This is a genomic window from Mycobacterium stomatepiae, from assembly GCF_010731715.1.
In the GTDB taxonomy this organism is placed as follows: domain Bacteria; phylum Actinomycetota; class Actinomycetes; order Mycobacteriales; family Mycobacteriaceae; genus Mycobacterium; species Mycobacterium stomatepiae.
In genome coordinates, this window is the sequence record NZ_AP022587.1 from 1420440 (window position 1) to 1444724 (window position 24285).

The window sequence follows — 24285 nt, forward strand, 5'->3', positions numbered from 1 at the left end:
GCGTGCGGCAATGCGAGAAATGTCAGGCGCGCTCCAATTCGAACAGCGGAATGACCCGGCTGGTCTTCGACTGATAGTCGGCGAACACGGGCGCCGCGGCGACGACCTTGGGAACGATCGCGTCGCGCTCCGCCGGCGGCAGTTCGCGCGCGGTCGCGTCGTAGGCGTCCACACCCGAGTCGGTGGCAACCTCGAGATGGACCCGCGGGTTGGCCCGCAGGTTGTGCACCCAGGCGGGATCGGTCGGTGAGCCCCGGAACGATCCCAGGATGATCAGCCTGCCGTCGATATCGAAGAACGCCAGCGGCGATACCCGCTGCTGGCCCGATTTGGCGCCCGTCGTGGTCAGCAGAAGCAGATGCCCGCCGGAGAACTGCCCGGTCACCTTTCCGTCGTTGGCCCGGAATTCCTCGATGAGGTTGCGGTTGAATTCTTTTACGGCGTCGGGGTCCGGTCGCTGTTCGGTCATGCCTGCTCAACCTTTTTGGGTTTGGCATCTATTCCGGATTCCTTGCGCTGTTGCGGCGTGATCGGCGCCGGCGCATCGGTCAGCGGGTCGACCCCGCCGCCGGTCTTCGGGAAGGCGATCACCTCGCGGATGGAATCCACCCCGGACAGCAGGGCGTTGATCCGGTCCCACCCGAATGCGATGCCGCCGTGCGGCGGCGCGCCAAAGGTGAACGCCTCCAACAGGAATCCGAATTTCTCCTCGGCCTCGGCCTGGTCCAGGCCCATCACCGCGAACACCTTTTCCTGGATGTCGCGGCGGTGGATACGGATCGAGCCGCCACCGATCTCGTTGCCGTTGCAGACGATGTCGTACGCGTCGGCCAGGACGTTGCCCGTGTCGGTCTCGATGGCGTCCTCCTGGCCCGCTTTGGGCGAGGTGAACGCGTGGTGCACCGCGGTCCAGGCACCGGAACCCACGGCAACGTCACCGGCGGCGGTCGCGTCCTCGGCGGGCTCGAACAGCGGCGGGTCGACCACCCAGACGAACGCCCAGGCACCGGCGTCGATCAGGTTGAGCCGGTTGGCGATCTCGCCGCGGGCCGCACCCAGCAGGGCCCGCGACGCCTTCGCCGGCCCGGCCGAGAAGAAGATGCAGTCGCCGGGACTGGCCCCGACGTGGCCGGCCAAGCCGTCGCGTTCGGCCTCGGTCAGGTTCTTGGCCACGGGACCGCTCAGCTCACCGTCGTCGCCGACCAGCACGTAGGCCAGCCCGCGGTGCCCGCGCTGTTTGGCCCACTCCTGCCAGCCGTCCAGCGTGCGGCGCGGCTGCGACGCCCCGCCGGGCATCACCACCGCGCCGACGTACGGCGCCTGGAACACACGGAATGTGGTGTCGGAGAAGAACTCTGTGCACTCGACGAGCTCCAGCCCGAAGCGCAAGTCCGGCTTGTCGGAGCCGAACCGTCGCATGGCGTCGGCGTAGCTGATCCGCGGGATCGGCGTCGGGATCTGGTAACCGATCAGCGCCCACAGCGCGCTCAGGATCTCCTCGGAGATCGAGATGATGTCCTCGACGTCGATGAAACTCATCTCCATGTCGAGCTGGGTGAATTCCGGTTGCCGGTCGGCGCGGAAATCCTCGTCGCGGTAGCAGCGGGCAATCTGGTAGTAGCGCTCCATGCCGGCCACCATCAGCAACTGCTTGAACAGCTGCGGGCTCTGCGGCAGCGCGTAGAACGATCCGGGGTGCAGCCGGGCGGGCACCAGGAAGTCGCGTGCGCCCTCGGGCGTCGAGCGGGTGATCGTCGGCGTCTCGATCTCGACGAAGTCGTGCCGAGCCAGCACCGATCGGGCGGCGGCGTTCACCTTGGAGCGCAACCGAATTGCCGCGGCGGGCCCGTCGCGGCGCAGGTCGAGGTAGCGGTACTTCAGCCGCAACTCCTCCCCTGCCGGCTCGTCGAGCTGGAACGGCAGCGGCGCACTTTCGCCGAGCACGGTCAGCGACGTGACATTCAGTTCGACGTCGCCGGTGGGAATCTCGGCGTTGGCGTTGCCTTCCGGACGGATCTCGACGACGCCGGAGACGGAGACGCAGAACTCGGCGCGCAACCGGTGCGCCTGTTCCAGCACGTCTGCGGCGCGGAAGACCACCTGCGCGATACCGGACGCGTCCCGCAGGTCGATGAAGATGACGCCACCGTGATCGCGGCGGCGCGCCACCCACCCGACCAGCGTCACCTGTTGGCCGGCGTCGCGATCCCGTAGCGAACCAGCGGCGTGGCTGCGCAACACAAATAATCCCCTTTACCTGGCTGAACGACTGACCAGTCTAGAGGGCGGCGTAACTTCGCTTTTATCGCCACAAACATCGCACTCGTGGGTCCGGGCGCCGTCGGTACGACGATCGCCGCACTACTGTATCAGGCCGGGCATTCGTTGCTGGTCTGCGGGCGCAGCGCCCGCAGACAGCATCGAAGTGCGTCCCGACGGCCAGGACCCGATCGTGGTGCCCGGGCCGGTGTGCACCGACCCCGCCGACGTCACCGAATCCGTCGACGTCGTGATCCTGGCGGTCAAGGCCACCCAGAACGACGCCGCTGCGGGCTGGCTGTCTCGCCTGTGCGCCGAGCACACGATCGTCACCGTGCTGCAGAACGGCGTCGAGCAGGTCGAACAGGTTCAGCCGCTGTGCCCGTCGTCGGCCGTCGTTCCGGGCATCGTCTGGTATTCCGCCGAGACCCAGCCGCAGGGTTGGGTACGGCTACGCACCGAAGCCGCCCTGGTGCTGCCGAGCGGTCCCTCGGCTCACACCGTTGCCGAGCTGCTGCGGGGCGCCGGCTGCCGGGTCGACTGCGACCCGGACTTCCTCACCGCGGGCTGGCGCAAGCTGCTGACCAATGCGCTGGCCGGGTTCATGGCGCTGTCCGGGCGGCGGTCCGGCATGTTTCGCCGCGACGACGTGGCCGCCTTGTCGCGCCGGTATGTGGCCGAATGCCTCGCGGTCGCGCGGGCCGAGGGGGCCCGGCTGCCGGACAGCGTGGTCGACGAGCTGACCGGGATGTTCCGTCAGGCGCCCGAAGACATGGGCACCTCGATACTGGCCGACCGGGAGTATCGCCGGCCGATGGAATGGGACATCCGCAACGGGGTGATCATCCGCAAGGCACGCGCGCACAACCTGGCGACGCCGATCAGCGATGTGCTGGTGCCACTGCTGGCCGCGGCCAGCAGTGGCACCAGCTAAATTCAAGCCATGCATCCCTGTGAGCGCGTCGATCTCGACTTCATCGAGACCGCGCCATTCCGGTTCCGCAACAGCGTCGACCTCGCCATCACGCCCGAGCAGGTTTTCGACGTGCTGGCCGACGCCGATGCCTGGCCGCGCTGGGCGTCAGTGATCACCAAGGTGACCTGGACCAGTCCCGAGCCGCGCGGGGTCGGCACCACCCGCATCGTCGAGATGCGCGGCGGCATCACCGGCGACGAGGAGTTTCTCGCCTGGGAACCGTTCACCCACATGGCATTCCGGTTCAACCAGTGCTCGACGGCAGCCGTCGCCGCCTTTGCCGAGGACTATCGCGTCGAGGTCATCCCCGGTGGCTGCCGGCTGACCTGGACGATGGCGCAGAAACCCGCCGGTCCCGCGCGTTTGGCGATGGTGGTGGTAGGGCCGCTGCTGAACTTGGGCCTGCGCCGGTTTCTGAGCAACCTGCGGCGCTACACCGACAGCCGATTTGCCGCTACGCAACAACGTTAGGTGTGTGCAAAGCTAAATCATGACCTTCAACGAGGGTATGCAGATCGACACCAGCACCGCGGAGTCGTCCGGTGGCGGTGGCATGGGCATGGCCCTCGGCGGCGGTGGCGTCGGGCTGCTGATCCTGATCGCGGCCCTGTTCTTCGGCATCGATCCGGGCAAGGTAATGCCCCCGCAGGGCGCCAACACCGGCGGCTACTCGGCGCCCGGTTTCGACCTGAGCCAGTGCAAGACCGGCGCCGACGCCAACAAGTACGTGCAGTGTCGCGTGGTCGCCACCGGCAACTCCGTGGACGCGGTCTGGCATCAGCTGATGCCGAACTACACCCGCCCGCATGTGCGCCTGTTCACCAGTTCGGTGAACACCGGCTGCGGACCGGCCACCACCGCGGTCGGGCCGTTCTACTGCCCGGTGGACCAGACCGCGTATTTCGACACCGACTTCTTCAAGGAGCTGGTCGATAAATTCGGTTCCAGCGGTGGGCCTTTCGCGCAGGAGTACGTGGTCGCCCACGAATACGGTCACCACGTCCAGCAACTGCAGGGCATCCTGGGCCGTTCCCAGCAGGGCGCGCAGGGCGCCGGCGGCAACGGCGTTCGTACCGAGTTGCAGGCCGACTGTTACGCCGGCATCTGGGCGCACTACGCGTCGACGGTCAAACAGCAGAGCACCGGCGTGCCGTACCTGGAACCGTTGAGCGACAAGGATATTCAGGATGCCCTCTCGGCGGCCGCGTCGGTGGGCGACGACCGGATCCAGAAGGAGTCGACCGGCCGGGTCAATCCCGAGTCGTGGACCCACGGATCGGCCGCGCAACGCCAAAAGTGGTTTACCGTCGGGTATCAGACGGGAGACCCGCACCAGTGCGACACGTTCGCCGCGACGGACCTCGGTTAGACCCCGGCCAGCTGACCTTTCAGCTCGGCGCCGAGCCCTAACTAACCGAGCTTGCAGGTGGCGGTCGTGGTGGCGTCCTGGTGGACGACCACTTGACCGTCCACCGCGATCTCGCAGTGGAGCTGCGCGGGGCCGTTGCCGGAATCCGGCCAGTGCAGCATGCCGCTGGCGCTGATGGTCGCGTACTGGTTCGGGTTCGCCAGGGTGGCGGTGTAAGTGACCGGCGTTCCGCCGCTGAGCGGGGCCTGCACGCTGGTCATGAACTTCGACGGGTCCGCGTTGTAGGCGGCCTGACTGGGCGGATCGGAACTCACGTAGTTGACGGTGGCGGTCAGATTGTTGGGACTGGTCACCGTGTAGGTCACCTGATGGCCATCCGCATGCGCCGTCGCCGGACCGAGAATCACTCCCCCGGCCAGTGCAAACGTTGCCGACGCGACCGCGCTGGTCCCTTTTCGCAGGTTCGTCATCACGCTCGTCATATCGAAAACGCTACCGGATTTGTTACCGACGGCTCCGGCGTTCACCCTGACCAGCCGCGCGGGGAGAAGCCCGACTAGAACAGGGTCGCCTGGACGGGTTGCGGGTCTGCGGCCTTCGGCGCTTGCGAGAACGGCCGCTGGTCGCCGGTCAGCCGATGTTTGGCGATCAGCGGCGCGGCCCGCGTTCGCAGCCTCTCGCGATAGTCCGGCGGCAGATAGGCTCCGCGCCGGTACAGCTCGCGGCAACGTCCGACCAGTTCGGGATGCGAACGAGTCAGCCAGGCCATGAACCACCCTCGGGTCGACCGACGCAGATGCAGGCCGAAAACGGTCACGCTGGTCGCACCGGCGGCCGCGATCTGGCCCAGCAGCCCGTCGAGGTGCTCGGCCGAGTCGGTCAGGTGCGGCAGCACCGGCGCGACCATCACGTGGCAGTCGAGGCCGGCGTCGCGGACCGCGGCGATCAGACCCAGCCGCGCCTGCGGTGTCGGCGTGCCCGGTTCGACGTCGCGGTGCAACTCGGCATCCCCGACCGCCAGCGACACCGCGACCGACACCGACACCTGTTGGGAGACAGCGGAAATCAGCGGCAGGTCGCGACGGAGCAGGGTGCCTTTTGTGAGGATGGACAGCGGGGTGCCGGATTCGGCGAGGGCGCCGATGATGCCCGGCATCAGGGCGTAGCGACCCTCGGCGCGCTGGTAGGGATCGGTGTTGGTGCCCAGCGCGACGGCTTCGCCTCGCCACGACGGCCGGCGCAACTCGCGACGCAAAACCTCCGCGACATTGGTCTTGACCACGATCTGGGTGTCGAAATCGGTCCCGGAATCGAAGTGCAGATATTCGTGAGTGGGCCGGGCGAAACAGTAGCCGCAGGCGTGCGAACAGCCGCGGTAGCCGTTGACGGTGTACCGAAACGGCAGCGCGGCCGCCTCCGGAATCTTGTTGAGCGCCGACTTGCAGAGCACCTCGTGAAAGGTGATTCCCTCGAACTGGGGTGCGCGCACGCTGCGGACCAGACCGATCCGCTGCAGACCCGGCAATGCGCCGTCGTCGATCGGTTCCCCGTTGACCGCGACGGCCTGGTCCGCCCACCGCATTCCCACATTCGAACATTCGTTCGATGCGGTGTCAAGCCGGCCCCCTAGACTTGGCCGAGACCAGAAGTGGCGGAGGGGAACTTGTCGAATCCTGAGTATGACGACGAACTGCAGTCCGAGCAGGCGTACGTAACCGAGCTCTATGCGCGGCTCGACGCCGAACGGGCACGGGCGAAGGACAAATTCCGTGTGGCATTGCTGGGCGATGGCGGCGAGAGCCTGTCGGATCGTGACGCCGAGGTCCGGGCGGTGGCCAGGGAGGTCAAGCGCCTCGACGTGGCGGACTACGGACTGTGCTTCGGGCGGCTGGACGCCCTCTCCGGCGAACGCTCCTACATCGGCCGGATCGGCCTGTTCGACGCCGACAACGAATACCACCCGCTGCTGCTCGACTGGCGGGCGCCGGCGGCTCGCGCCTTCTACGTCGCCACCTCCGCGAGCCCCGAGGGCATGCACCGGCGCCGCCAGTTCCACACCCGCGGACGGCGCGTGGTCGACTTCACCGACGAGGTGTTCGGCCGGCCCGGTGCCGACGCGCAGGGCGATGCCGCCCTGCTGGCGGCGGTCAATGCGCCCCGGGGCGAGGGTATGCGCGACATCGTCGCGACCATTCAGGCTCAGCAGGACGAGATCATCCGGCTCGATCACCCGGGCGTCCTGGTGATCGAAGGTGGGCCCGGCACCGGGAAGACCGTCGTGGCGCTGCACCGCGTCGCGTACTTGCTGTACACCCAGCGCGAGCGCATCGAACGCCACGGAGTCCTTGTGGTGGGCCCGAATTCGGCGTTCCTTCGTCACGTCGATCGCGTGTTGCCGTCGCTGGGCGAGTCCAGCGTGGTGTTCATGACGCCGGGCGATCTGGTTCCGGGCATGCAGGCCACCGCCGAGGACAGCCCGGAAGCTGCGGCGTTCAAGGGCTCACTGAGAATCCTCGACGTGTTGGCCGCCGCGATCGCGGACCGGCAGCGGCTGCCCGAACGCCCGCTGGAGATCCAACTGGCCGACGTCACGATGCGCATCGACGCCGAAATCGCGGGATGGGCGCGGGAGGAGGCGCGCGGCAGTGGACAGCCGCACAACCAGGCCCGCGCGGTGTTCGTCGACATCCTGACCTGGGCGCTGACCGAGCGGGCGATCGCGCGGATCGGCCGCGGCTGGCTGACCCGCGAGGACCGCAATGCCTGGGAGCAGCTGCGCGGCGACCTGCTCGCCGAACTCGCGGACAACGAACAGTTCACCGCCGCGCTCGATCGGCTCTGGCCGATCCTCACGCCGCAGGAACTGTTGACTTCGCTGTACCTGTCCCCCGAGCGACTGCATGCCGTGGGTGCTCCCCAATCGCTGCTGCGCGTGGCCGGTGATCCGTGGACGGTGTCGGACGTGCCGCTGCTCGACGAACTGGTCGATCTGCTGGGCCGCGACAAGGCGGCCGAGTCCGCCGCGGCGAGCGCCGAGCGGGAGCGGAATTACGAGGCCGAGTACGCTGCCGGCGTGCTGAACATCCTCGAGATGGCGAGCGAGGACTCGATGGACGACGAGGAACAGTTGCGCGCGCAGCACATCATTTACGCCGAGGACCTGGCCGACCGCTTCATCGAGCGCGATACCCGCGAACTCGCCGAACGTGCTGCGGCGGATCGGGATTGGACCTATCGCCACGTCGTCGTCGACGAGGCCCAGGAGCTGTCCGAGATGGACTGGCGAGTACTGATGCGACGCTGCCCAGGCCGGTCCTTCACCGTGGTCGGCGATCTCGCCCAGCGCCGGTCGGTGGCCGGAGCGACGTCGTGGGAAGAGATGCTCAAGCCGTACGTGCCGGGCAGGTGGGAGTACCGGGCGCTGTCGGTCAACTACCGGACACCGGAGGAGATCATGACGGTCGCGGCCGCGCTGCTCGACGAGTTCGCGCCCGGGGTCCAGCCCCCGGAGTCGGTCCGCGCGAGCGGCGTGCGGCCCTGGTCGAGGCGGGTCACCGACGACGAATTACCCAGCGCCATCGACCAATTCGTCCGCGACGAGACCGACCGCGAAGGCACCAGCATCGTGATCGGTCCACCCGGTGTCCCCGGCACAGTGCCCGCGTCGCAGACCAAGGGCCTGGAGTTCGACGCCGTGCTGGTCGTCGACCCGCAACGCATCCTCGCCGACGGCCCCCGCGGCGCGGCCGAACTCTACGTCGCCCTCACCCGCGCGACCCAGCGACTCGGTGTCCTGCACCGAGACCCGTTGCCGCAGGCGCTGGCCGGCTTGACCGAGTACGAGACAGGCACTCAGACCCGGATTTAGACTTCGGCCGTGTTCTCGGAGACGCGGTATGCGCTCAACGGTGACTTGCGGGTCGCTTACCGCGCGTCGCCCGAAGGTGAGCGTGACATTGTCTTCGTTCCCAACTGGTTCACGAACTGCGAGGTGTTTCCAGAGCTGCCGTCAACTCGGGGCTGGTTCGAGGCGATGGCAACGCTGGGTCGATTGATCCTTTTCGATCAGCCGGGCACCGGAGTTTCCGATCCCGTCGAGCTGGGTGCAATGCCGACCTTGGAGCAATGGGCCGACAGCATCACGGCGGTGCTCGACGCTCTCGGGATCTCCGAAGCGGCCCTGGTCACGTACGGGGGCGCACTCGCGACTCCGGCGCTGTTCGCGGCCACGCATCCGTCCCGCACAACCGCGCTTGTCTTGGTCGAGAGCAACGCAGACCTGGCGGATCGGACCAATGCGATGCAGGAAATCGGCGATGCGGCCCCGGTGCTGTGGGGAACCGGCGATTTAGAACACCTGCTCAATCCGGACATGCCGTGGAATGAGGAGATTCGGGCTGCATGGGCACGCCACGAACGCCTGGCGGCGAGCCCACGCACCGTTGAACTTGTGTTGCCACTCGTCAGCGAGCTGAGCGCGCGCGCAATTCTTCCGACCGTCCGCGTACCCACCCTCGTCCTCCATTACAGCGACGATCCGCTCCTTCCGCCGGAGAAGGGCAAGGAAGTCGCCGATCTCATCGAGGGCGCGAAATTCGTTGAGGTGCCAGGGCGCAACTTCTATCACGTCGTCGAACCGTGGCGCGATTCCTTTCAGGAGATCGCCGAATTCCTCACCGGCGAGCAGCCCGACGTGGCCGACGACCGTGTTCTCGCCACCGTGCTGTTCACCGACATCGTGGACTCGACGCGCCGCGCCGCGCAGCTGGGCGATCGCGATTGGCGCGCGTTGCTCGACGCGCACGACGCCGTCGTACGCGCACAGCTCAATCGCTTCCGAGGCCGTGAGGTGAACACGTCGGGAGATGGCTTCCTCGCGACGTTCGATGGCCCGCAGCGAGCGATCCGCTGCGCCATGGCGATTCGCGACGCCGTGCATGCGCTCGGCATCGAGGTGCGCGCCGGGCTGCACACCGGCGAGTGCGAGGTCCGCGGCGACGATATCGACGGGATCGGTGTGCACATCGGGGCGCGGGTGAGTGCCCTCGCGGGGGCCAACGACGTGCTCGTGTCCAGCACGCTGCGCGACCTCGTGATCGGTTCCGGACTCGAATTCGAGGAGCGCGGCACTCAGCAACTCAAGGGCGTGCCTGGTGAATGGCGCCTGTTCTCCGTCGCTTCGCTGTAAGCCGTTGCTGAGCAATCAGAATGGCGGGGGTTCTTCGTCGGTCTCGGATGGCGCCGGGCCCGCGTAGGTCGGGCGCGTTTCTCGGGCGCCCGTGCGGGCGTCGCGATTCTGTCGGCGTTCGGCGGCGACCCGCGCGCCGCGGTTTTGCGCGCGAGTGTGGCACCGCCTGGGCATCATCGCAGCGCGGTCGCCGCAGTAATCCTGCGGCGGGTCGACCTCGGGTGCCGGCATACCGCCGGCCGCTACGCACAGGGTCGGAAACAGCAGCGCGCTGCCCGGTGTGGTGACATGGGTCTGCCCGCCCGGCGATGTCAGGATCAGCGTCCCGTCGGGCAACTGCTGGTCGCGCCACCCCCAGAAGGTCTTGACCAAATGATGAGTCCGGCAGTAACACTTGAGGTTTGACGCATGCGTCGGGCCACCGTCGGCGTACGGGATCGTATGGTCGAGATCGCACGCCACCGCCGGCCGGTCGCAACCCGGCCAGCGGCACGTCAGGTCTCGGCAGCGGACAAAGTCCCGCAGCGCCGCCGAAGGCACGTATCCGGGTTCGGGCGGGGCGTCGGCGAGATGAACGAGCGGGACCAGCCTGGCCGACTTGGCCAGTTCCGCAACGAGTTCCGGGGCGATCAGGCCGTCCGCACCGAGCTGCGACGCGGGCATCGAGCCACGGCCGTCGATACTGGCCTGCTCGGCGATCACGTGAATGACGACCGGCGTGGCGGCCGGACGCCCGCCCGCCGCGCAGTCGGCTCGGCCACACCGGCAACCCAGCCGATCGGCCGACGCGGCCAACGCTCCCAGCGCGTCGGCCCGGCGCTGTTCACGACCTCGCGGATCGTGCTCACACACCGTGGCGGCCAACGTATTCAACCGCTTTTCGAGTGCCCGCGCGTCGGGGGTCAGCAGGGAACCGTGGATCCCGGAAATGCCATCGCCGAGATCTCCGATCCAGATCTCGCGGTCGAACTGCCGTTTCTTGCGCCGCCGTACGGCATCCGCGTCGGCTCGCACGACGATCTTGTCGACCTGCGCGCAGAAACGACCCTGCGTCATCGATGGCCAACGCGGCACATTGACGGCCAGCTCCGCATCCACCCTGGCCAGTACCTCGTCGTCGGTCAACAGATCGGTGCGATAAACGATGGTCTGAAATGTCCGATAGTCGATATCGCCGGCCTTGAATCCCTGCGCGACGCTGGGCAGCCGCTCCCGCATCGCGCGGGCGTATCGAAGGCGGCTGGCCGCCTGGCCCTGGCTCACTTGCAAAGCCGCGGCCACCTCGGCGGCCACCGCCTCCATCGTGTCGACAGCCCAATCTTCGGTGTCCGAGCATCGGGACAGTCGGTAGGCGAACAAGTCCCCGATCGCCACCAGTTGGGCAGCCGCCGCCCGGTTCTCGGACCGGGCGGACGAGCAAATGCGATCCACCAACGCCGCCGAGTCAGGCGTGGTGGACGGATGGCGCCGCTCGAAGATCTCCCGGATCTCTTCGCAGCCTATCGAACCCATGTTCGAATGATACCGCGAGTCGCCGACAAGAAACCCACTGAAACGCCAATGACACAAGTGGTTTAAACGGCCGGCACCGGGGCCACGGCGCACCAGACGCCGCAGTACTCAGGCCTCCTCGGCCAACGGCGTCCCCGGATCAACCGCGCGACGCCCGGTCATCACACCCATCAGGCCGTCCTGGTAAGTAAGCCCGGTCGGCTTGCCTTTGGCAGGGGGCGGGGGGATTTCGGACTTCGGGGTGGCCTTCGGCCAGGCCGGCGGCACCGAGAGTGAGCCCAGCGAGCGCGACGCACCCAGCGCGGTGCACTCCACCCGAACGCTGGAGAAGTCGCGGAATGATTTCACCACCGGACGTTTTGTCCCGCCTTGCGATTCGGCACCGTCCACGGCCGCCTCCTTACACGAACTCTGGAACGACCGTACGATAAAACCGGCTACTTGTTTGCAGATCCGTCAAATTTCTGATGACAGCGCATTGAACTTCCGCCGCGCGCCGGATCACGCGACAGGGACTTACCCCACGAGACGCGAAAGCACCTCGGCGACAACCGAATCGAGCGGCACCGCCACCTGATCGCCGGTCGCCAGATCCTTGACCCCGATCGTGGCGGACTCCAGATCGCGATCACCGGCGACCAGCGCGATGCGGGCACCCGACCGGTCGGCGGCCCGCATCGCGCCCTTGAGCCCTCGATCGCCGTAGGCCATGTCGACCCGGACACCGACCGCGCGCAGTTCACCGCCCAGCGCCGCCAGCCGCAGCTTGGCCGCGTCACTGAGCGCCACCCCGAAGACGTCGCAGCGCGTGGTCTCCCCCACGCTGCGGCCCTCGGCCCGCAATGCCAGCAGCGTGCGGTCCACCCCGAGCCCAAAACCGATGCCGGACAGGTCTTGTCCGCCGAGCTGGCGCATCAGCCCGTCGTAGCGCCCACCGCCGCCGATCCCCGATTGGGCGCCCAGCCCGTCGTGCACGAACTCGAACGTGGTCTTGGTGTAGTAGTCCAGCCCGCGCACCATCCGCGGGCTGATCACGTAGGGCACAGCCAGCGCATCGAGGTGCGCCAGCACCGTGTCGAAGTGCTGTTTGGCCTCATCGGAGAGGTGGTCGAGCAGCACCGGGGCGTCGGCCGTCATCGCCTTCACCTCGGGCCGTTTGTCGTCGAGCACACGCAGCGGGTTGAGTCGCGCGCGTCGCTGCGTTGCTTCGTCCAGATCGAGCCCTGACAGGAACTCCTGCAACAGCTCCCGGTACTGCGGCCGACAACTCTCGTCGCCCAGCGAGGTGATCTCCAGCCGGAACCCGTCCAGGCCCAGCGACCGGAATCCGCCGTCGGCGATCGCGATCACTTCGGCGTCCAGCGCCGGGTCGTCGACACCGATCGCCTCCACGCCGACCTGCTGCAGCTGGCGATACCGGCCCGCCTGCGGACGCTCGTAGCGGAAAAACGGTCCGGCGTAACACAATTTGACCGGCAGCGCGCCGCGGTCCAGACCGTGTTCGATCACCGCGCGCACCACCCCGGCGGTGCCCTCCGGGCGCAGTGTCACCGAGCGGTCGCCACGGTCGGCGAACGTGTACATCTCCTTGGACACCACGTCGGTGGACTCGCCGACGCCGCGGGCGAACAGCCCGGTGTCCTCGAAGATGGGCAGCTCGATATCGCCGTATCCGGCCCGGCGGGCGGCGCCGAGAAGACCGGAGCGCACCGCGACGAACTGCGCCGAGTCGGGTGGAAAGTAATCCGGGACGCCCTTGGGCGCCGAGAAGGACGAGAACTCCGTCATCCGGTCAGGCCTTCGAGAAACGGATTGAAACGTCGCTCGGCGCCGATCGTGGTGGAGTTGCCGTGGCCGGGCAGCACCACGGTGTCGTCGTCGAGCACCAAGAGCTTGTCGATGATCGACGTCAGCAGGTCGCGACCGCTGCCGCCGAACAGGTCGGTGCGGCCCACCGAGCGCTCGAACAGCGTGTCACCGGTGAACACGAGATCGTTCCCGTCCTTCGTTCCCCCTGCCACCCGGAAGACCACCGATCCGCGGGTGTGCCCGGGGGTGTGATCGACGTTGACGCTGACATTGCCCAGGTCGATCTTGTCGCCATCGCGGTCGAGCTCGACCACCTGCTTGGGCTCACGGAAGAGCGCACCCGCCATCACCTGCGCCAGCCGCGGCCCCATGCCGTGAATCGGGTCTTTGAGCATGAACCGGTCTTCGGGATGAATGTAGGTCGGGCAGCCGAAGGTGTCGGACACCTTCTGGGCCGACCACATGTGGTCGATGTGCCCGTGGGTGAGCAGCACCGCGGCCGGCGTCAGCCGATTCTGGTCGAGGATGCGCCGCAGCGGAGCCATCGCACGCTGCCCCGGATCCACGATGACGGCGTCCGCTCCGGGTCGCTCGGCCAGCACGTAGCAGTTGCACGCCAACATGCCGGCGGGAAATCCGGTGATCAACACGATTCCCAGTTTCCCACGGGGGCCACTTGACACCGCTCGCGCCGCCCGCATTAGCCTGAGCCTGCTAACCCCGCCCCCACTTACAACCATGGAGGCATACCGGCCGTGCCGACCAACGAACAGCGACGCGCCAACGCCAAGCGCAAACTCGAACGGCAGCTCGAACGCCGAGCGAAGCAAGCTCGCATGCGACGCGTCTTGGTTATCGCCGGCGGCGCGGTTGCGGCCATCGCGGTGATCGCGGCTGTGGTAATCACCGTGATCAACACGAACAACAAGCACAACAACAACACGGCCGCGCCGACGACCAGCAACTCGCCCGCGGCGTCGGGCACGACGACTCCGCAAACCGGGCAGGTTCCGCCGGTTCCGCCGTTGCCAGCGTTCAATCCGTCCGACACCGTCGGCGCCAACTGCCAATACCCGCCGTCGCAGGACCCGGCCGCCAAACCGGTCAAGGCGCCGCGCACCGGCAAGGTGCCGACCGATCCGGCGCAGGTGAGCGCCAGCATGGCGACCAGCCAGGGCAACATCGGCCTGATGCTGGCCAACAATGAATCACCTTGCACGGTCAACAGTTTCGCGAGCCTGATCGGCCAGAAGTACTTCGATAACACCAAGTGCCACCGGCTGACCACCTCGGATACCCTGGGCGTGCTGCAGTGCGGTGATCCCAAGGGGGACGGCACCGGCGGGTCGGGCTACCAATTCGCCAACGAGTACCCGACCGACCAGTACCCGCCGAACGACCCCAAGCTGCGCGAGCCGGTGCTCTACCCGCGTGGCACCCTCGCGATGGCCAACGCCGGGCCCGGCACCAACGGCAGCCAGTTCTTCATGGTCTACAAGGACTCCCAACTGCCACCCCAGTACACGGTCTTCGGCACGATCCAGCCCGACGGCCTGGCGGTTCTGGACAAGATTGCCAAGGGCGGCGTCAACGGCGGTGGTGAAGACGGCGCCCCGACCAGCGAAGTCACGATCAAATCGATCCTGCTCGACTAAGCCCGGGGCGGCGCACCACGAATCGCCACGGATTCGGCAGAATTCAGCGACCGCGCGGGTAAGCCCTTATCGTCATTGCGTGGTGACGGAGGTATTCGGGCATTACGAGCTGCGTGAGTTGCTGGGCCGCGGGGTATGGGGCAGGTTTTTCGGGCTTATGACACCAGCACGGATCGGGTGGTTGCGCTCAAGGTGCTGCCCGCGCATCTGGCCGACGACGCTGAATTTCAGCAGCGGTTCCGGCGCGAGGCGCGCATCGCGGCGAGCTTGAGCGATCCGCACATGGTGCCGATCCACAGCTACGGCGAGATCGACGGCCGGCTCTATGTCGACATGCGGCTGATCGAGGGCCGCGACCTGGCCGCCTACATCGGCGAAAACGGGGGCCGGCTCAACCCCGAACGCGCCGTCGCGGTCGTCGAACAGGTTGCCGCAGCACTGGATACCGCCCACGGAGTCGGGCTGATCCACCGCGACATCAAGCCGTCCAACATCTTGGTGTCGGCCCGCGATTTCGTCTATCTGATCGACTTCGGGCTCGCGCGCACCGCCGCCGACACCGCGCTGACCCACACCGGGCACACGATGGGCACGATGGCCTAAATGGCCCCGGAGCGGTTTCGGGGGATGACGGATCACCGCGCCGATGTCTACGCGCTGGCCTGCGTGCTCTACGAGTGCCTGACCGGACGCCTGCCCTACCCCGGCGACAGCTTTGAAGAGCAGCTCAACGCGCATTTGAACACCCCGCCGCCGCGGGCCTCGTTCATCGCGCCCGGCGTCCCGCCCGCCCTCGACGACGTGATCGCCCGGGGCATGGCCAAGGACCTCAACCACCGCTACCAAACGGCCATCGAGTTCGCCCAAGCCGCCAAAGCCGCACTGGCAGGCCGCGAAACCGCCGCGACGCCCACCCCACCACCACCACCGCACTACCCACCGACAGCGGCCACCCCGGCGCCCCCACCACATGGACCGGCCCCGACGGCCCATACCCCGCAGCAACCCCACCCGCAGGGCTCGAACCGGCGGCTGATCATCGGGATCGTCGCCGCCTCGGTCTTCACCCTCGCGATGGTGACGATCCTGGTCGTTGCCCTGGTGACGCACGACGATTCCTCGTCGAGCGAGGCGACGTCCAGCGCCGCGCCCCACCCCAGGACGCCCAAATTCGGCGGGCCGGTACCGGGCGGACCGACGACCCCGGCCACGAACGCAGCTGGCACGCCGCCGTTGCCGCCATTCGTTGCGCCGCCAGACCTCGGTGCCAACTGTCAATACACGCGGTGCCGGCGGACGCGCAGGAGGGAACGGGAACGAAGGCGGTCAGCCCACCCCCGTCGGGGAGGGTATGCACCGAACCTGCCCAAATCGCCGCGACCATCTCCACTAACTTTGGCGATATCGGCATCACGCTGGACAACGACAAGGCTCCGTGTTCGGTGAACAGCTTCGTCAGCCTGGCGCGGCAACGCTTCTTCGCCAACACCGTCTGCGCCCGGCTGACCAAGGCCATTGATATCGGAACGCTTTTGTGCGGTGGTCCCGACAGTGACGGCACCGGCGGACCGAATTACATCTTCAACGACGAATACCCCGTCAACCAGTACCCACCGGGGGACCCCGCACTCAGGGTGTCCGTGCTGTATCCGCGCGGGACGCTGGCGCTGGCCAACGAGGGGCCCAACACCAACCCCAGTCAGTTCGTCTTGTTCTTCAAGGACGGCGAAATGCCCCCGGTGAACACGGTGCTCGGCACCATCGACCAGGCCGGCCTGTCGGTCCTCGACAAGATCGCCGCCGCGGGGGTGGCCGGTAATCGCGACAGCGGTCTGCCCACTTCCCCGGTGACGATCAGCTCGGTACGGATCGGCTGACACGAAAGCTGTTGCGCCGACTTGGCGCGCGCAACGGCTTATGGTCGGTGGGTGTCGACGGATGTATTCGGACATTACGAACTGCGCGAGTTGCTGGGCCGCGGTGGCATGGGGCAGGTTTTTCGTGCCTATGACACCAGCACGGATCGCGTGGTTGCGCTCAAGGTGCTGCCCGCGCATCTGGCCGACGACGAAGAATTTCAAACCCGCTTCCGCCGGGAAGCACGCATCGCGGCGAGCCTGAGCGATCCGCACATGGTGCCGATCCACAGCTACGGCGAGATCGACGGCCGGCTCTATGTCGACATGCGGCTGATCGAGGGCCGCGACCTGGCCGCCTACATCGGCGAAAACGGGGGCCGGCTCAGCCCCGAACGCGCCGTCGCGGTCGTCGAACAGGTTGCCGCAGCACTGGATACCGCCCACGGAGTCGGGCTGATCCACCGCGACATCAAGCCGTCTAACATCTTGGTGTCGGCCCGCGATTTCGTCTATCTGATCGACTTCGGGCTCGCGCGCACCGCCGCCGACACCGCGCTGACCCACACCGGGCACACGATGGGCACGATGGCCTACATGGCCCCGGAGCGCTTCCGCGGTATCGCCGATCACCGCGCCGACGTCTACGCGCTGGCCTGCGTGCTCTACGAATGCCTGACCGGACGCCTACCCTACCCCGGCGACAGCATGGAAGAGCAGCTCAACGGGCATCTGAACATCTCGCCGCCGCGACCTTCGGCCGCCTCGGCGGACGTATCGCAGGCACTCGACGCGGTGGTGGCCCGCGGCATGGCAAAAGACGTCGACCAGCGCTTCCAGACGGCCATCGAACTCGCGCAAGCGGCCAGGGCGGCGCTGACGGGCCCCACCGCCACGGCGGCGTGGAGTCCGCCCCCACCCCAAGCTCCGGCTGGGGCGTCGCAGCCGGCCGGTTCGTCGCAGCAACCCAACCCGGGGAATTCACGGCGATTGATCCTGGGCATCGTCGGCGGATCGGTGGTGGCACTCGCCGCGGTGGTGGCGCTGGTGATCGTCCTGGTCACCCACAGCGGCGGTGGATCCTCAACGGGCACAACCAGTACGGCGGTGCGGTTTCCGGTGCACACCAAGGCGCCCCGGCCCGGCGTCGCGCCGGGTGCCCCCGTTCCGGCACTGCCGGTGTTTGCGCCGCCTCCCGACCTCGGCGCCAACTGCCAGTACCCGCCGACGCAGGATCAGGCACTCAAGCCCGCCAATCCTCCGCCGTCCGGCAGGGTGTCCACCGATCCGCCCGTGATCAGAGCCACGATCTCCACCAACGTCGGTGACATCGGCCTAGAACTTGACAATGCCAAGGCCCCGTGCACGGTGAACAGCTTCGTCAGCCTGGTGAAACAGCAGTTCTTCAACGGCACCCAGTGCGGCAGGCTGATTACCCAGTCCGACTTCGGACTGCTGCAGTGTGGCGGTCCGGAGAACGAGGGCAGCGGCGGACCCGGTTATCAGTACGCCGACGAATACCCCGTCAACCAGTACGGCCCGAACGACCCCGCGCTCAAACAGCCCGTGTTGTATCCGCGCGGCACCGTGTCGATGGCCAATGGCCTCGCACCCGACACTAACCAGAGCCAGTTCAACATGTTCTACAAGGACAGCGTGTCGGAGCCGACCTTCACGGTCTTCGCGACGATCGACGAAGCGGGCCTGGCGACGATCGACAATATCGTGAAGGCAGGTGTTCTCGGCAACACCGACGACGGCCTGCCCGCCAAGACGGTCACGATCACCTCGGTGCGGATCGACTGAAAACTACGCGGCAGACGTCACGCGGTAGACGTCGTACACGCCTTCGACATTGCGCACGACGTTGAGCAGGTGCCCGAGGTGCTTGGGGTCGCCCATCTCAAAAGTGAAGCGGCTGATGGCAACTCGGTCACCGGAGGTGGTGACCGACGCCGACAGGATGTTCACCTTCTCGTCGGCCAGTACCCGGGTGACATCGGAGAGCAGCCGGTGACGGTCGAGGGCCTCGACCTGAATGGCCACCAGGAATACCGACGACGGCGACGGCGCCCAGAGCACCTCGATGATCCGCTCGGCCTGCTGCTGCAGTGACGCGGCATTGGTGCAGTCGGTGCGGTGCACGCTGACTCCGCCGCCGCGGGTGACGAAGCCCATGATCGGATCACCCGGCACCGGGGTGCAGCACTTCGCCAGTTTGGACAACACACCCGGGGCGCCTGGCACCGAAACGCCCACGTCGTCGGTGCTGCGCGGCCGGCGCAACATCGTTGTCGGCGTGGACCTTTCGGAGAGGTCATCTTCGGCCTGGTCGATGCCGCCGAGCTCGGCCAGCAGTCGCTGCACGACGTGGCGCGCCGACACATGTCCCTCACCGATCGCGGTGTACATCGCGGACACGTCGGTGTAGTGCAGCTCGCGGGCCACCGCCGCCATGGCCTCACCATTGACCAAGCGCTGCAACGGAAGTCCGCCGCGGCGGACCTCGCGGGCCATCGCCTCCTTGCCGGCCTCCAGCGCCTCCTCGCGGCGCTCCTTGGCGAACCACTGCCGGATCTTCGCCTTCGCCCGCGGCGACACCACGAACTGCTGCCAGTCCCGCGACGGCCCGGCGTTGGGCGCCTTCGAGGTGAAAACCTCGACGACTTCCCCGTTTTCGAGCTTGCGCTCCAGCGCCACCAGTCGCCCGTTGACGCGGGCGCCGATGCACCGGTGGCCGACCTCGGTGTGCACGGCGTAGGCGAAGTCCACCGGCGTCGACCCGGTCGGCAGCGTGACCACGCCCCCCTTGGGGGTGAACACGAAAAGTTCTTGCACCGCAAGGTCGTAACGCAACGACTCCAGGAACTCGCCCGGATCGGCGGCCTCACGTTGCCAGTCAAGCAGCTGACGCATCCAGGCCATGTCGTCGATCTCGGCGGCGGCATGCGGATGCAGAACACCGTTGCGGCCCTTGGCTTCCTTGTAGCGCCAGTGCGCGGCGATGCCGTATTCCGCGGTGCGGTGCATGTCGCGGGTGCGGATCTGCACCTCCAGCGGCTTGCCCTCCGGCCCGACGACCGTGGTGTGCAGTGATTGGTAGACACCGTATCTGGGCTGGGCGATGTAGTCCTTGAACCGCCCCGCCATCGGCTGCCAGAGCGAGTGCACCACGCCCACCGCGGCGTAGCAGTCCCGGATCTCGTCGCACAGGATGCGGATGCCGACCAGGTCGTGGATGTCGTCGAAGTCACGGCCCTTGACGATCATCTTCTGATAGATCGACCAGTAGTGCTTCGGGCGCCCCTCCACGGTCGCCTTGATCTTCGATGCCCCCAGCGTGGCGACGATTTCAGCGCGAACCTTGGCCAGGTAGGTGTCCCGGGACGGCGCGCGCCCGGCGACCAGGCGAACGATCTCCTCGTACTTCTTCGGGTGCAGGATCGCGAACGACAGGTCTTCCAGCTCCCACTTGACGCTGGCCATGCCCAGCCGATGTGCAAGCGGCGCAATCACTTCCAACGTCTCGCGGGCTTTGCGTGCCTGCTTTTCCGGCGGCAGGAAGCGCATGGTCCTCATGTTGTGCAGCCGGTCGGCCACCTTGATCACCAGCACCCGTGGGTCGCGCGCCATCGCGGTGATCATCTTGCGGATGGTCTCGCCCTCGGCGGCGTTGCCCAGCTCGACGCGGTCCAGTTTGGTGACCCCGTCGACGAGGTGGCCTACCTCTTCGCCGAATTCCTCGCTCAAGGCCTCCAGCGTGTACCCCGTGTCCTCGACGGTGTCGTGCAGCAGCGCGGCCACCAAAGTGGTGGTGTCCATGCCCAATTCGGCGAGAATGTTGGCGACGGCCAGCGGGTGCGTGATGTAGGGGTCGCCGGAACGCCGCAATTGACTGGCGTGACGCTGGTCGGCTACCTCGAACGCCCGGTTGAGCATCGAGAAGTTCGCCTTCGGATAGATCTCCCGGTGCACCGCCACCAGTGGCTCGAGCACGGGATTGAACGCGCTGCGCTGGGCGGTCATCCGCCGGGCCAGCCGGGCCCGGACCCGACGAGACGCGCTGCTCGTCGTCTTCAGGGTTTCGGTTGGTGGCTCCGGCGCCTCAACAGGCGGTAGCGAGTCGGTGGGCGGCACAACGGCTTGCGCCGTGCCTTGCTCATCCGCCACGTTGGTCACCTCCGACCTCGAGGATATCCCGCGCGGCTAGACGCGGCTCAAGCTTTGTACCTCCAAAGGCGCTACCGCCTCCCGGCCGCCCAGCGCGGTGATCTCCACCAGCACGGCCGCGCCGGCCACATTGGCTCGGGCTCGCTGCAACAGGCGGTTCGCCGCGCCGAGAGTCCCGCCGGTGGCCAGCACGTCGTCGATGATCATGATGCTGGTTCCGCGTAAGTCCAGACCGTCGGCCGGAATCTCGATCGCCGCGGGACCGTACTCGCGGTCGTACTCCTCGTGCAGCACCGGCGGCGGCAGCTTTCCCTCCTTGCGGATGGACAGCACCCCGGTGCCCAGCCGGGCGGCGACGGCCGCGGCCACCAGCGACCCGCGTGACTCGATGCCGGCGACAAGATCGACGCCGGCGCAGATCTCGGCCAGCGGGCCGATGACCGCGGTCATGGCCGTCCGGTCGGCGAACAGCGGGGTGAGGTCCTTGAACTGGACTCCCTGCTTCGGGAAGTTGGCAACGTCACGGGTCAACGATGCGATGAGGTCGGCCAAGGCCCTGTCCTCGCGAGTACTCGTCACTGCATCAAAGCCCATCGGTCCATGTTCCAGCCCGCGCCCCAGCGGGTCGGATTCGCGCTGACTGCGTACATCTTTTTCGACATCAGCAACGTGCGCTGCTGGCGATAAAGGGGCAAGGTCGGCATATCTCCCCAGAGTACCGGGGCTCCCTCCGCAAGCAGGCGAACGCGCTCGGCCGGGTCACCGGACACCGCAAGCGCCCCGATTATCCCGTCGACCTGCGGATTCTCGTAGGCGGACAGGTTGTTGCCGTTGCCGCTGTGCAGATCGTAGGCGTCCATCGCCGACGATCCGGTGGACCCGCTGCCGCTGGCTCCACCCGTGCTGGCCAGCAGAACGTCGATCTTTCCGTCCCGCAGCGCCTGGGGTCCCGAGGTGTCGAGGGTGACGTTGGAGACAGCGATGCCGGCCGCGGCGCACGACTTCGTGATGGTCCCGACGGTGACGGCGAGCCGGGCGTTGGGCCCCTGGTAGCCGATCCGCACCGCCAGCGGCGCGCCGGTCAGCGCGGCGCGGGCGGCGACGGGGTCCGCCTTGTTGAACGGGCCCGCCTCGGCGGCACCGTCGGCCTGCGCGACGGCATCCTCCGCGACCGGAGACAGTCGCGAGTTGGCGATCGGGACCCCGGCGTCGTGCGCGATCACGTCACGGGGCGTGCACAGCGCGAACGCGTGGCGGGCGTTGGGCTGCGCCAGCGGTCCCTGCGGGGCGAAGATCAGCTGCTCGATGCCCGCCGACGCCGCGTCGATCCGCTCGTAGTTGTCCGGCGTGGCCAGCGTTCCCGACGACCCGGCCGCGACATCCACGACGTCGACGCTGCGGTTGTTGACCCGGTCCTGGATGTCGGGGGCCTGCGGCGACACGGTGATCCGCTTGGTGATCGCCTTGGGACCCCACCATCGGTCGTTGGCGACGAGCACCACCGCGCCGTCGTCGAGAACGGATTCGATTTTGTACGGGCCCGACGACGGGAAGCGCTTGAGGATGTCGTCGTGTTTGAGCCCGGGCTTGAGGTCCCAGGTGGTGTTCCACAGCTGCGCGATCTGGGCGACCAACGCCGCGTTGTTGCTGAGCAGCGTCGCGGTCACGTCGATGTTCAGCTGATCGGCGATGACGTGCGACGGCATCATCGTGGTCGCGGCGAAGAGCTGGGTGTAGTCGACGACGCCGCGGTCCGGGATGAACGACACCCGCGCCTTCTTCTGCCCCGGTATGCATTCGATGTTGGCGATGTCGACGTAGCCGGCCTGGGTGGCGGCGTCGAAGCCGGGAAACCGGCCCGACTGGGCTGCCCAGGCGAGCACCAGGTCGTCGCAGGTTAACGGCTTGCCGTCGGAGTAGACCGCGTTGTCGGCGATCTGATAGTCGAGGACCAGTGGCGAACCACTCACCACCGAGACGGAGCCGAAGTCGTGGTCGGCAACGACCTGTCCGTCGGGTCCGTGATAGCCGAACCCGGTCAGCGTGCGGGCGAACGCCTGCGCCCCGGCCGACGCGAATCCGACCGTGGTGTTGGTGTTGTAGGTGCTCAGCCGGCCGTCGACGACGTAGTCGATCTGTGAGGCGGCGCTACTCGAGCACCCCGTGACCGTGGCCGCGACGACGAGCGGCGCGGCCAGGGCAACGGTCGCGGCCCGCCTGAGCATCCCGGCTACCGCCGGCCGGCGTTTCGCTTGCCGCTCGGGCGCCGGGTACCGGTGGGTCGGACGGGCCGGGCACCCGGCGCCGGCTTGCTCGGTGCGGACCCGGCCGACGCGGCCGCGGGCTTCTTGGTCTCCCGCGTGGTGGTCTCGGTGCCGGAAGCATCGTCGCTGGAACTGTCCGCCGGCTCGGGCGTGCCGGGCTTGCGTCGCTTGAGGACGCGGCGGGTGTGGGTTCGCACCAGCTCGGTGCGCTCACGCAGCGTGACCAGCAGCGGGGTGGCGAAGAAGATCGACGAATAGGTGCCGACCAGGATGCCGACCAGCTGCACCAGCGCCAGGTCCTTCAGCGTGCCGACGCCCAGCAGCCACACCGCCACCACCATCAACGCCAGCACCGGCAGGACCGAGATCAGGCTGGTGTTGATCGAGCGCATGAAGGTCTGGTTGATCGCCAGGTTGGCTTCCTCGGCGAAGGTGCGCCGGTTTCTGTGCTGGAAGTCCTTGGTGTTCTCTTCGACCTTGTCGAAGACGATGACGGTGTCGTACAGGGAGAACCCGAGGATCGTCAGCAGGCCGATCACCGTGGCCGGGCTGACCTCGAAGCCGACCAGCGAATACACGCCCGCGGTGACGGTCAGGTCGAACACCATCGTGGTCAGCGCGGAGATGGACATGTAGCGCTCGTAGCGCACCATGATGTAGACGCTGACCAGCACCAGGAACACGCCCAGCGCCATCAGCGCCTTGTTGGTGATCTGATCGCCCCAGGTCTCCGAGACCGCCGAGTCACTGATCGCCGCTTTGTTGGGCTTGCCGTCGGTACCCTTCGGTTGGAATGCGTCGAACAGCGCGTTGCGCAGCTTCGTCGTCTGGTCGTTGGACAGCGTTTCCGAGCTGATCTGCACGGTCGCCGAGGAGCCGTTGCCGACGATTACCACCGACTCGGCGTCACGACCCAGCGTCTTGCGGAACACGTCCTGCACCTGCGAGGTCGCGACGTTGCCGCGCGGGAACGAGACCGTAGTGCCGCCCTTGAAGTCGATCCCGAAAGTAAAGCCGCGCAGCAGGATCGACAGGATCGCGATGGCGACGATCGCCGCGCTGATGCCGTACCACAACCGGCGCCGTCCGATCACCTCGAACGCACCGGTTCCGGTGTAGAGCCGCGAGATGAAGCTGTGGTGCGGCTGCTGCGCGCTGGAATCCGACGTCAGCTCAACCGCGTCGTCACTCGCTTCGGTGAGTTCGGCCTTATCCTTCGACGTCATC

At 67.3% G+C, this 24285-nt stretch carries 19 protein-coding genes and 2 pseudogenes; 9 read left to right on the plus strand and 12 right to left on the minus strand.

The features are described 5' to 3' along the window. Window positions 1-22 precede the first annotated feature (22 nt). Both G6N54_RS06690 and aspS read right to left on the minus strand, forming a co-directional pair. Window positions 23-469, minus strand: coding sequence for a nitroreductase family deazaflavin-dependent oxidoreductase (locus G6N54_RS06690; protein ID WP_163789145.1), 447 nt, complete (start codon window positions 467-469; stop codon window positions 23-25). Further along, window positions 466-2241: an aspartate--tRNA ligase gene (gene aspS, locus G6N54_RS06695; RefSeq protein WP_163789147.1), complete on the minus strand. Its 1776-nt coding sequence runs from the start codon at window positions 2239-2241 to the stop codon at window positions 466-468. The genes G6N54_RS06690 and aspS overlap by 4 nt, the downstream gene beginning before the upstream one ends. An 84-nt stretch (window positions 2242-2325) precedes the next feature. On the opposite strand from aspS, the pseudogene G6N54_RS31500 reads away from it, so the two are divergent. From G6N54_RS31500 to ypfJ, 4 genes and pseudogenes are all read left to right on the plus strand, one after another. Continuing rightward, window positions 2326-2370 (plus strand): annotated as a pseudogene (locus tag G6N54_RS31500) (hypothetical protein); the annotation flags it as partial. Window positions 2371-2425: 55 nt separating this feature from the next. Beyond that, the gene (locus G6N54_RS06700) at window positions 2426-3193 is read left to right on the plus strand and encodes an oxidoreductase (RefSeq protein ID WP_372513167.1); all 768 of its coding nucleotides are present in this window, start codon (window positions 2426-2428) and stop codon (window positions 3191-3193) included. 9 nt (window positions 3194-3202) lie between these two features. After that, window positions 3203-3706: an SRPBCC family protein gene (locus G6N54_RS06705; protein WP_163789149.1), complete on the plus strand. Its 504-nt coding sequence runs from the start codon at window positions 3203-3205 to the stop codon at window positions 3704-3706. 19 nt (window positions 3707-3725) lie between these two features. Continuing rightward, window positions 3726-4604 carry a KPN_02809 family neutral zinc metallopeptidase gene (gene ypfJ, locus G6N54_RS06710; RefSeq protein WP_163789151.1) on the plus strand — a complete coding sequence of 293 codons (879 nt, stop codon included), beginning with the start codon at window positions 3726-3728 and terminating at the stop codon, window positions 4602-4604. Window positions 4605-4645: 41 nt separating this feature from the next. Here ypfJ and G6N54_RS06715 read toward each other — a convergent pair whose 3' ends face one another. Then, window positions 4646-5074 carry a hypothetical protein gene (locus tag G6N54_RS06715; protein ID WP_163794558.1) on the minus strand — a complete coding sequence of 143 codons (429 nt, stop codon included), beginning with the start codon at window positions 5072-5074 and terminating at the stop codon, window positions 4646-4648. Between the two features lie 86 nt (window positions 5075-5160). After that, window positions 5161-6186 carry an Rv2578c family radical SAM protein gene (locus G6N54_RS06720; RefSeq protein WP_163789153.1) on the minus strand — a complete coding sequence of 342 codons (1026 nt, stop codon included), beginning with the start codon at window positions 6184-6186 and terminating at the stop codon, window positions 5161-5163. Window positions 6187-6267: 81 nt separating this feature from the next. On the opposite strand from G6N54_RS06720, the gene helR reads away from it, so the two are divergent. Both helR and G6N54_RS06730 read left to right on the plus strand, forming a co-directional pair. Next, window positions 6268-8472, plus strand: a complete 2205-nt coding sequence (gene helR, locus G6N54_RS06725; protein ID WP_179969178.1) for an RNA polymerase recycling motor ATPase HelR — start codon at window positions 6268-6270, stop codon at window positions 8470-8472. 9 nt (window positions 8473-8481) lie between these two features. Further along, on the plus strand, window positions 8482-9792 hold the full coding sequence (locus G6N54_RS06730) for an adenylate/guanylate cyclase domain-containing protein (protein WP_163789155.1): 1311 nt from the start codon (window positions 8482-8484) through the stop codon (window positions 9790-9792). Window positions 9793-9807: 15 nt separating this feature from the next. Here the strand turns inward: G6N54_RS06730 and G6N54_RS06735 are convergent, their stop codons facing one another. The 4 genes from G6N54_RS06735 to G6N54_RS06750 form a co-directional block, all read right to left on the minus strand. Beyond that, the gene (locus G6N54_RS06735) at window positions 9808-11304 is read right to left on the minus strand and encodes an HNH endonuclease signature motif containing protein (RefSeq protein WP_163789157.1); all 1497 of its coding nucleotides are present in this window, start codon (window positions 11302-11304) and stop codon (window positions 9808-9810) included. A 108-nt stretch (window positions 11305-11412) separates the two neighbouring features. After that, window positions 11413-11694, minus strand: a complete 282-nt coding sequence (locus tag G6N54_RS06740; RefSeq protein ID WP_163789159.1) for a PPE family protein, SVP subgroup — start codon at window positions 11692-11694, stop codon at window positions 11413-11415. 126 nt (window positions 11695-11820) lie between these two features. Next, on the minus strand, window positions 11821-13092 hold the full coding sequence (gene hisS / locus G6N54_RS06745; protein ID WP_163789161.1) for a histidine--tRNA ligase: 1272 nt from the start codon (window positions 13090-13092) through the stop codon (window positions 11821-11823). After that, window positions 13089-13763, minus strand: a complete 675-nt coding sequence (locus G6N54_RS06750) for an MBL fold metallo-hydrolase (RefSeq protein WP_163789162.1) — start codon at window positions 13761-13763, stop codon at window positions 13089-13091. Before G6N54_RS06750 ends, hisS begins: the two co-directional genes overlap by 4 nt. A gap of 105 nt (window positions 13764-13868) precedes the next feature. Here G6N54_RS06750 and G6N54_RS06755 point away from each other — a divergent pair, with 105 nt between their 5' ends. From G6N54_RS06755 to G6N54_RS06765, 3 genes and pseudogenes are all read left to right on the plus strand, one after another. Then, window positions 13869-14768, plus strand: coding sequence for a peptidylprolyl isomerase (locus G6N54_RS06755; protein WP_163789164.1), 900 nt, complete (start codon window positions 13869-13871; stop codon window positions 14766-14768). A gap of 79 nt (window positions 14769-14847) precedes the next feature. Further along, window positions 14848-16645 (plus strand): annotated as a pseudogene (locus G6N54_RS31265) (protein kinase domain-containing protein). 51 nt (window positions 16646-16696) lie between these two features. Then, the gene (locus tag G6N54_RS06765) at window positions 16697-18430 is read left to right on the plus strand and encodes a protein kinase domain-containing protein (protein ID WP_269475879.1); all 1734 of its coding nucleotides are present in this window, start codon (window positions 16697-16699) and stop codon (window positions 18428-18430) included. A gap of 3 nt (window positions 18431-18433) precedes the next feature. Here the strand turns inward: G6N54_RS06765 and G6N54_RS06770 are convergent, their stop codons facing one another. The 4 genes from G6N54_RS06770 to secF are packed head-to-tail and all read right to left on the minus strand — an operon-like array spanning window position 18434 to window position 24284. After that, window positions 18434-20794, minus strand: a complete 2361-nt coding sequence (locus G6N54_RS06770; protein WP_163789166.1) for a RelA/SpoT family protein — start codon at window positions 20792-20794, stop codon at window positions 18434-18436. Window positions 20795-20830: 36 nt separating this feature from the next. Next, on the minus strand, window positions 20831-21388 hold the full coding sequence (locus G6N54_RS06775; RefSeq protein ID WP_163789168.1) for an adenine phosphoribosyltransferase: 558 nt from the start codon (window positions 21386-21388) through the stop codon (window positions 20831-20833). Then, window positions 21370-23019 (minus strand): ABC transporter substrate-binding protein, encoded by a 1650-nt coding sequence (locus G6N54_RS06780; RefSeq protein ID WP_163789170.1) that lies wholly within the window; start codon window positions 23017-23019, stop codon window positions 21370-21372. The genes G6N54_RS06775 and G6N54_RS06780 overlap by 19 nt, the downstream gene beginning before the upstream one ends. 5 nt (window positions 23020-23024) lie before the next feature. Continuing rightward, entirely contained in the window at window positions 23025-24284 is a 1260-nt protein-coding gene (secF, locus tag G6N54_RS06785) for a protein translocase subunit SecF (protein ID WP_163789172.1), read from the minus strand. Between the last annotated feature and the right edge of the window lies 1 nt (window position 24285).

Bases quoted from the DNA above. Each gene is read 5' to 3' on its own strand.
- G6N54_RS06690 (WP_163789145.1), bottom strand. From the start codon at position 469: ATGACCGAACAGCGACCGGACCCCGACGCCGTAAAAGAATTCAACCGC.
- G6N54_RS06705 (WP_163789149.1), top strand. From the start codon at position 3,203: ATGCATCCCTGTGAGCGCGTCGATCTCGACTTCATCGAGACCGCGCCA.
- ypfJ (WP_163789151.1), top strand. From the start codon at position 3,726: ATGACCTTCAACGAGGGTATGCAGATCGACACCAGCACCGCGGAGTCG.
- G6N54_RS06715 (WP_163794558.1), bottom strand. From the start codon at position 5,074: ATGACGAACCTGCGAAAAGGGACCAGCGCGGTCGCGTCGGCAACGTTT.
- G6N54_RS06720 (WP_163789153.1), bottom strand. From the start codon at position 6,186: ATGCGGTGGGCGGACCAGGCCGTCGCGGTCAACGGGGAACCGATCGAC.
- G6N54_RS06735 (WP_163789157.1), bottom strand. From the start codon at position 11,304: ATGGGTTCGATAGGCTGCGAAGAGATCCGGGAGATCTTCGAGCGGCGC.
- hisS (WP_163789161.1), bottom strand. From the start codon at position 13,092: ATGACGGAGTTCTCGTCCTTCTCGGCGCCCAAGGGCGTCCCGGATTAC.
- G6N54_RS06775 (WP_163789168.1), bottom strand. From the start codon at position 21,388: ATGGGCTTTGATGCAGTGACGAGTACTCGCGAGGACAGGGCCTTGGCC.
- G6N54_RS06780 (WP_163789170.1), bottom strand. From the start codon at position 23,019: ATGCTCAGGCGGGCCGCGACCGTTGCCCTGGCCGCGCCGCTCGTCGTC.
- secF (WP_163789172.1), bottom strand. From the start codon at position 24,284: ATGACGTCGAAGGATAAGGCCGAACTCACCGAAGCGAGTGACGACGCG.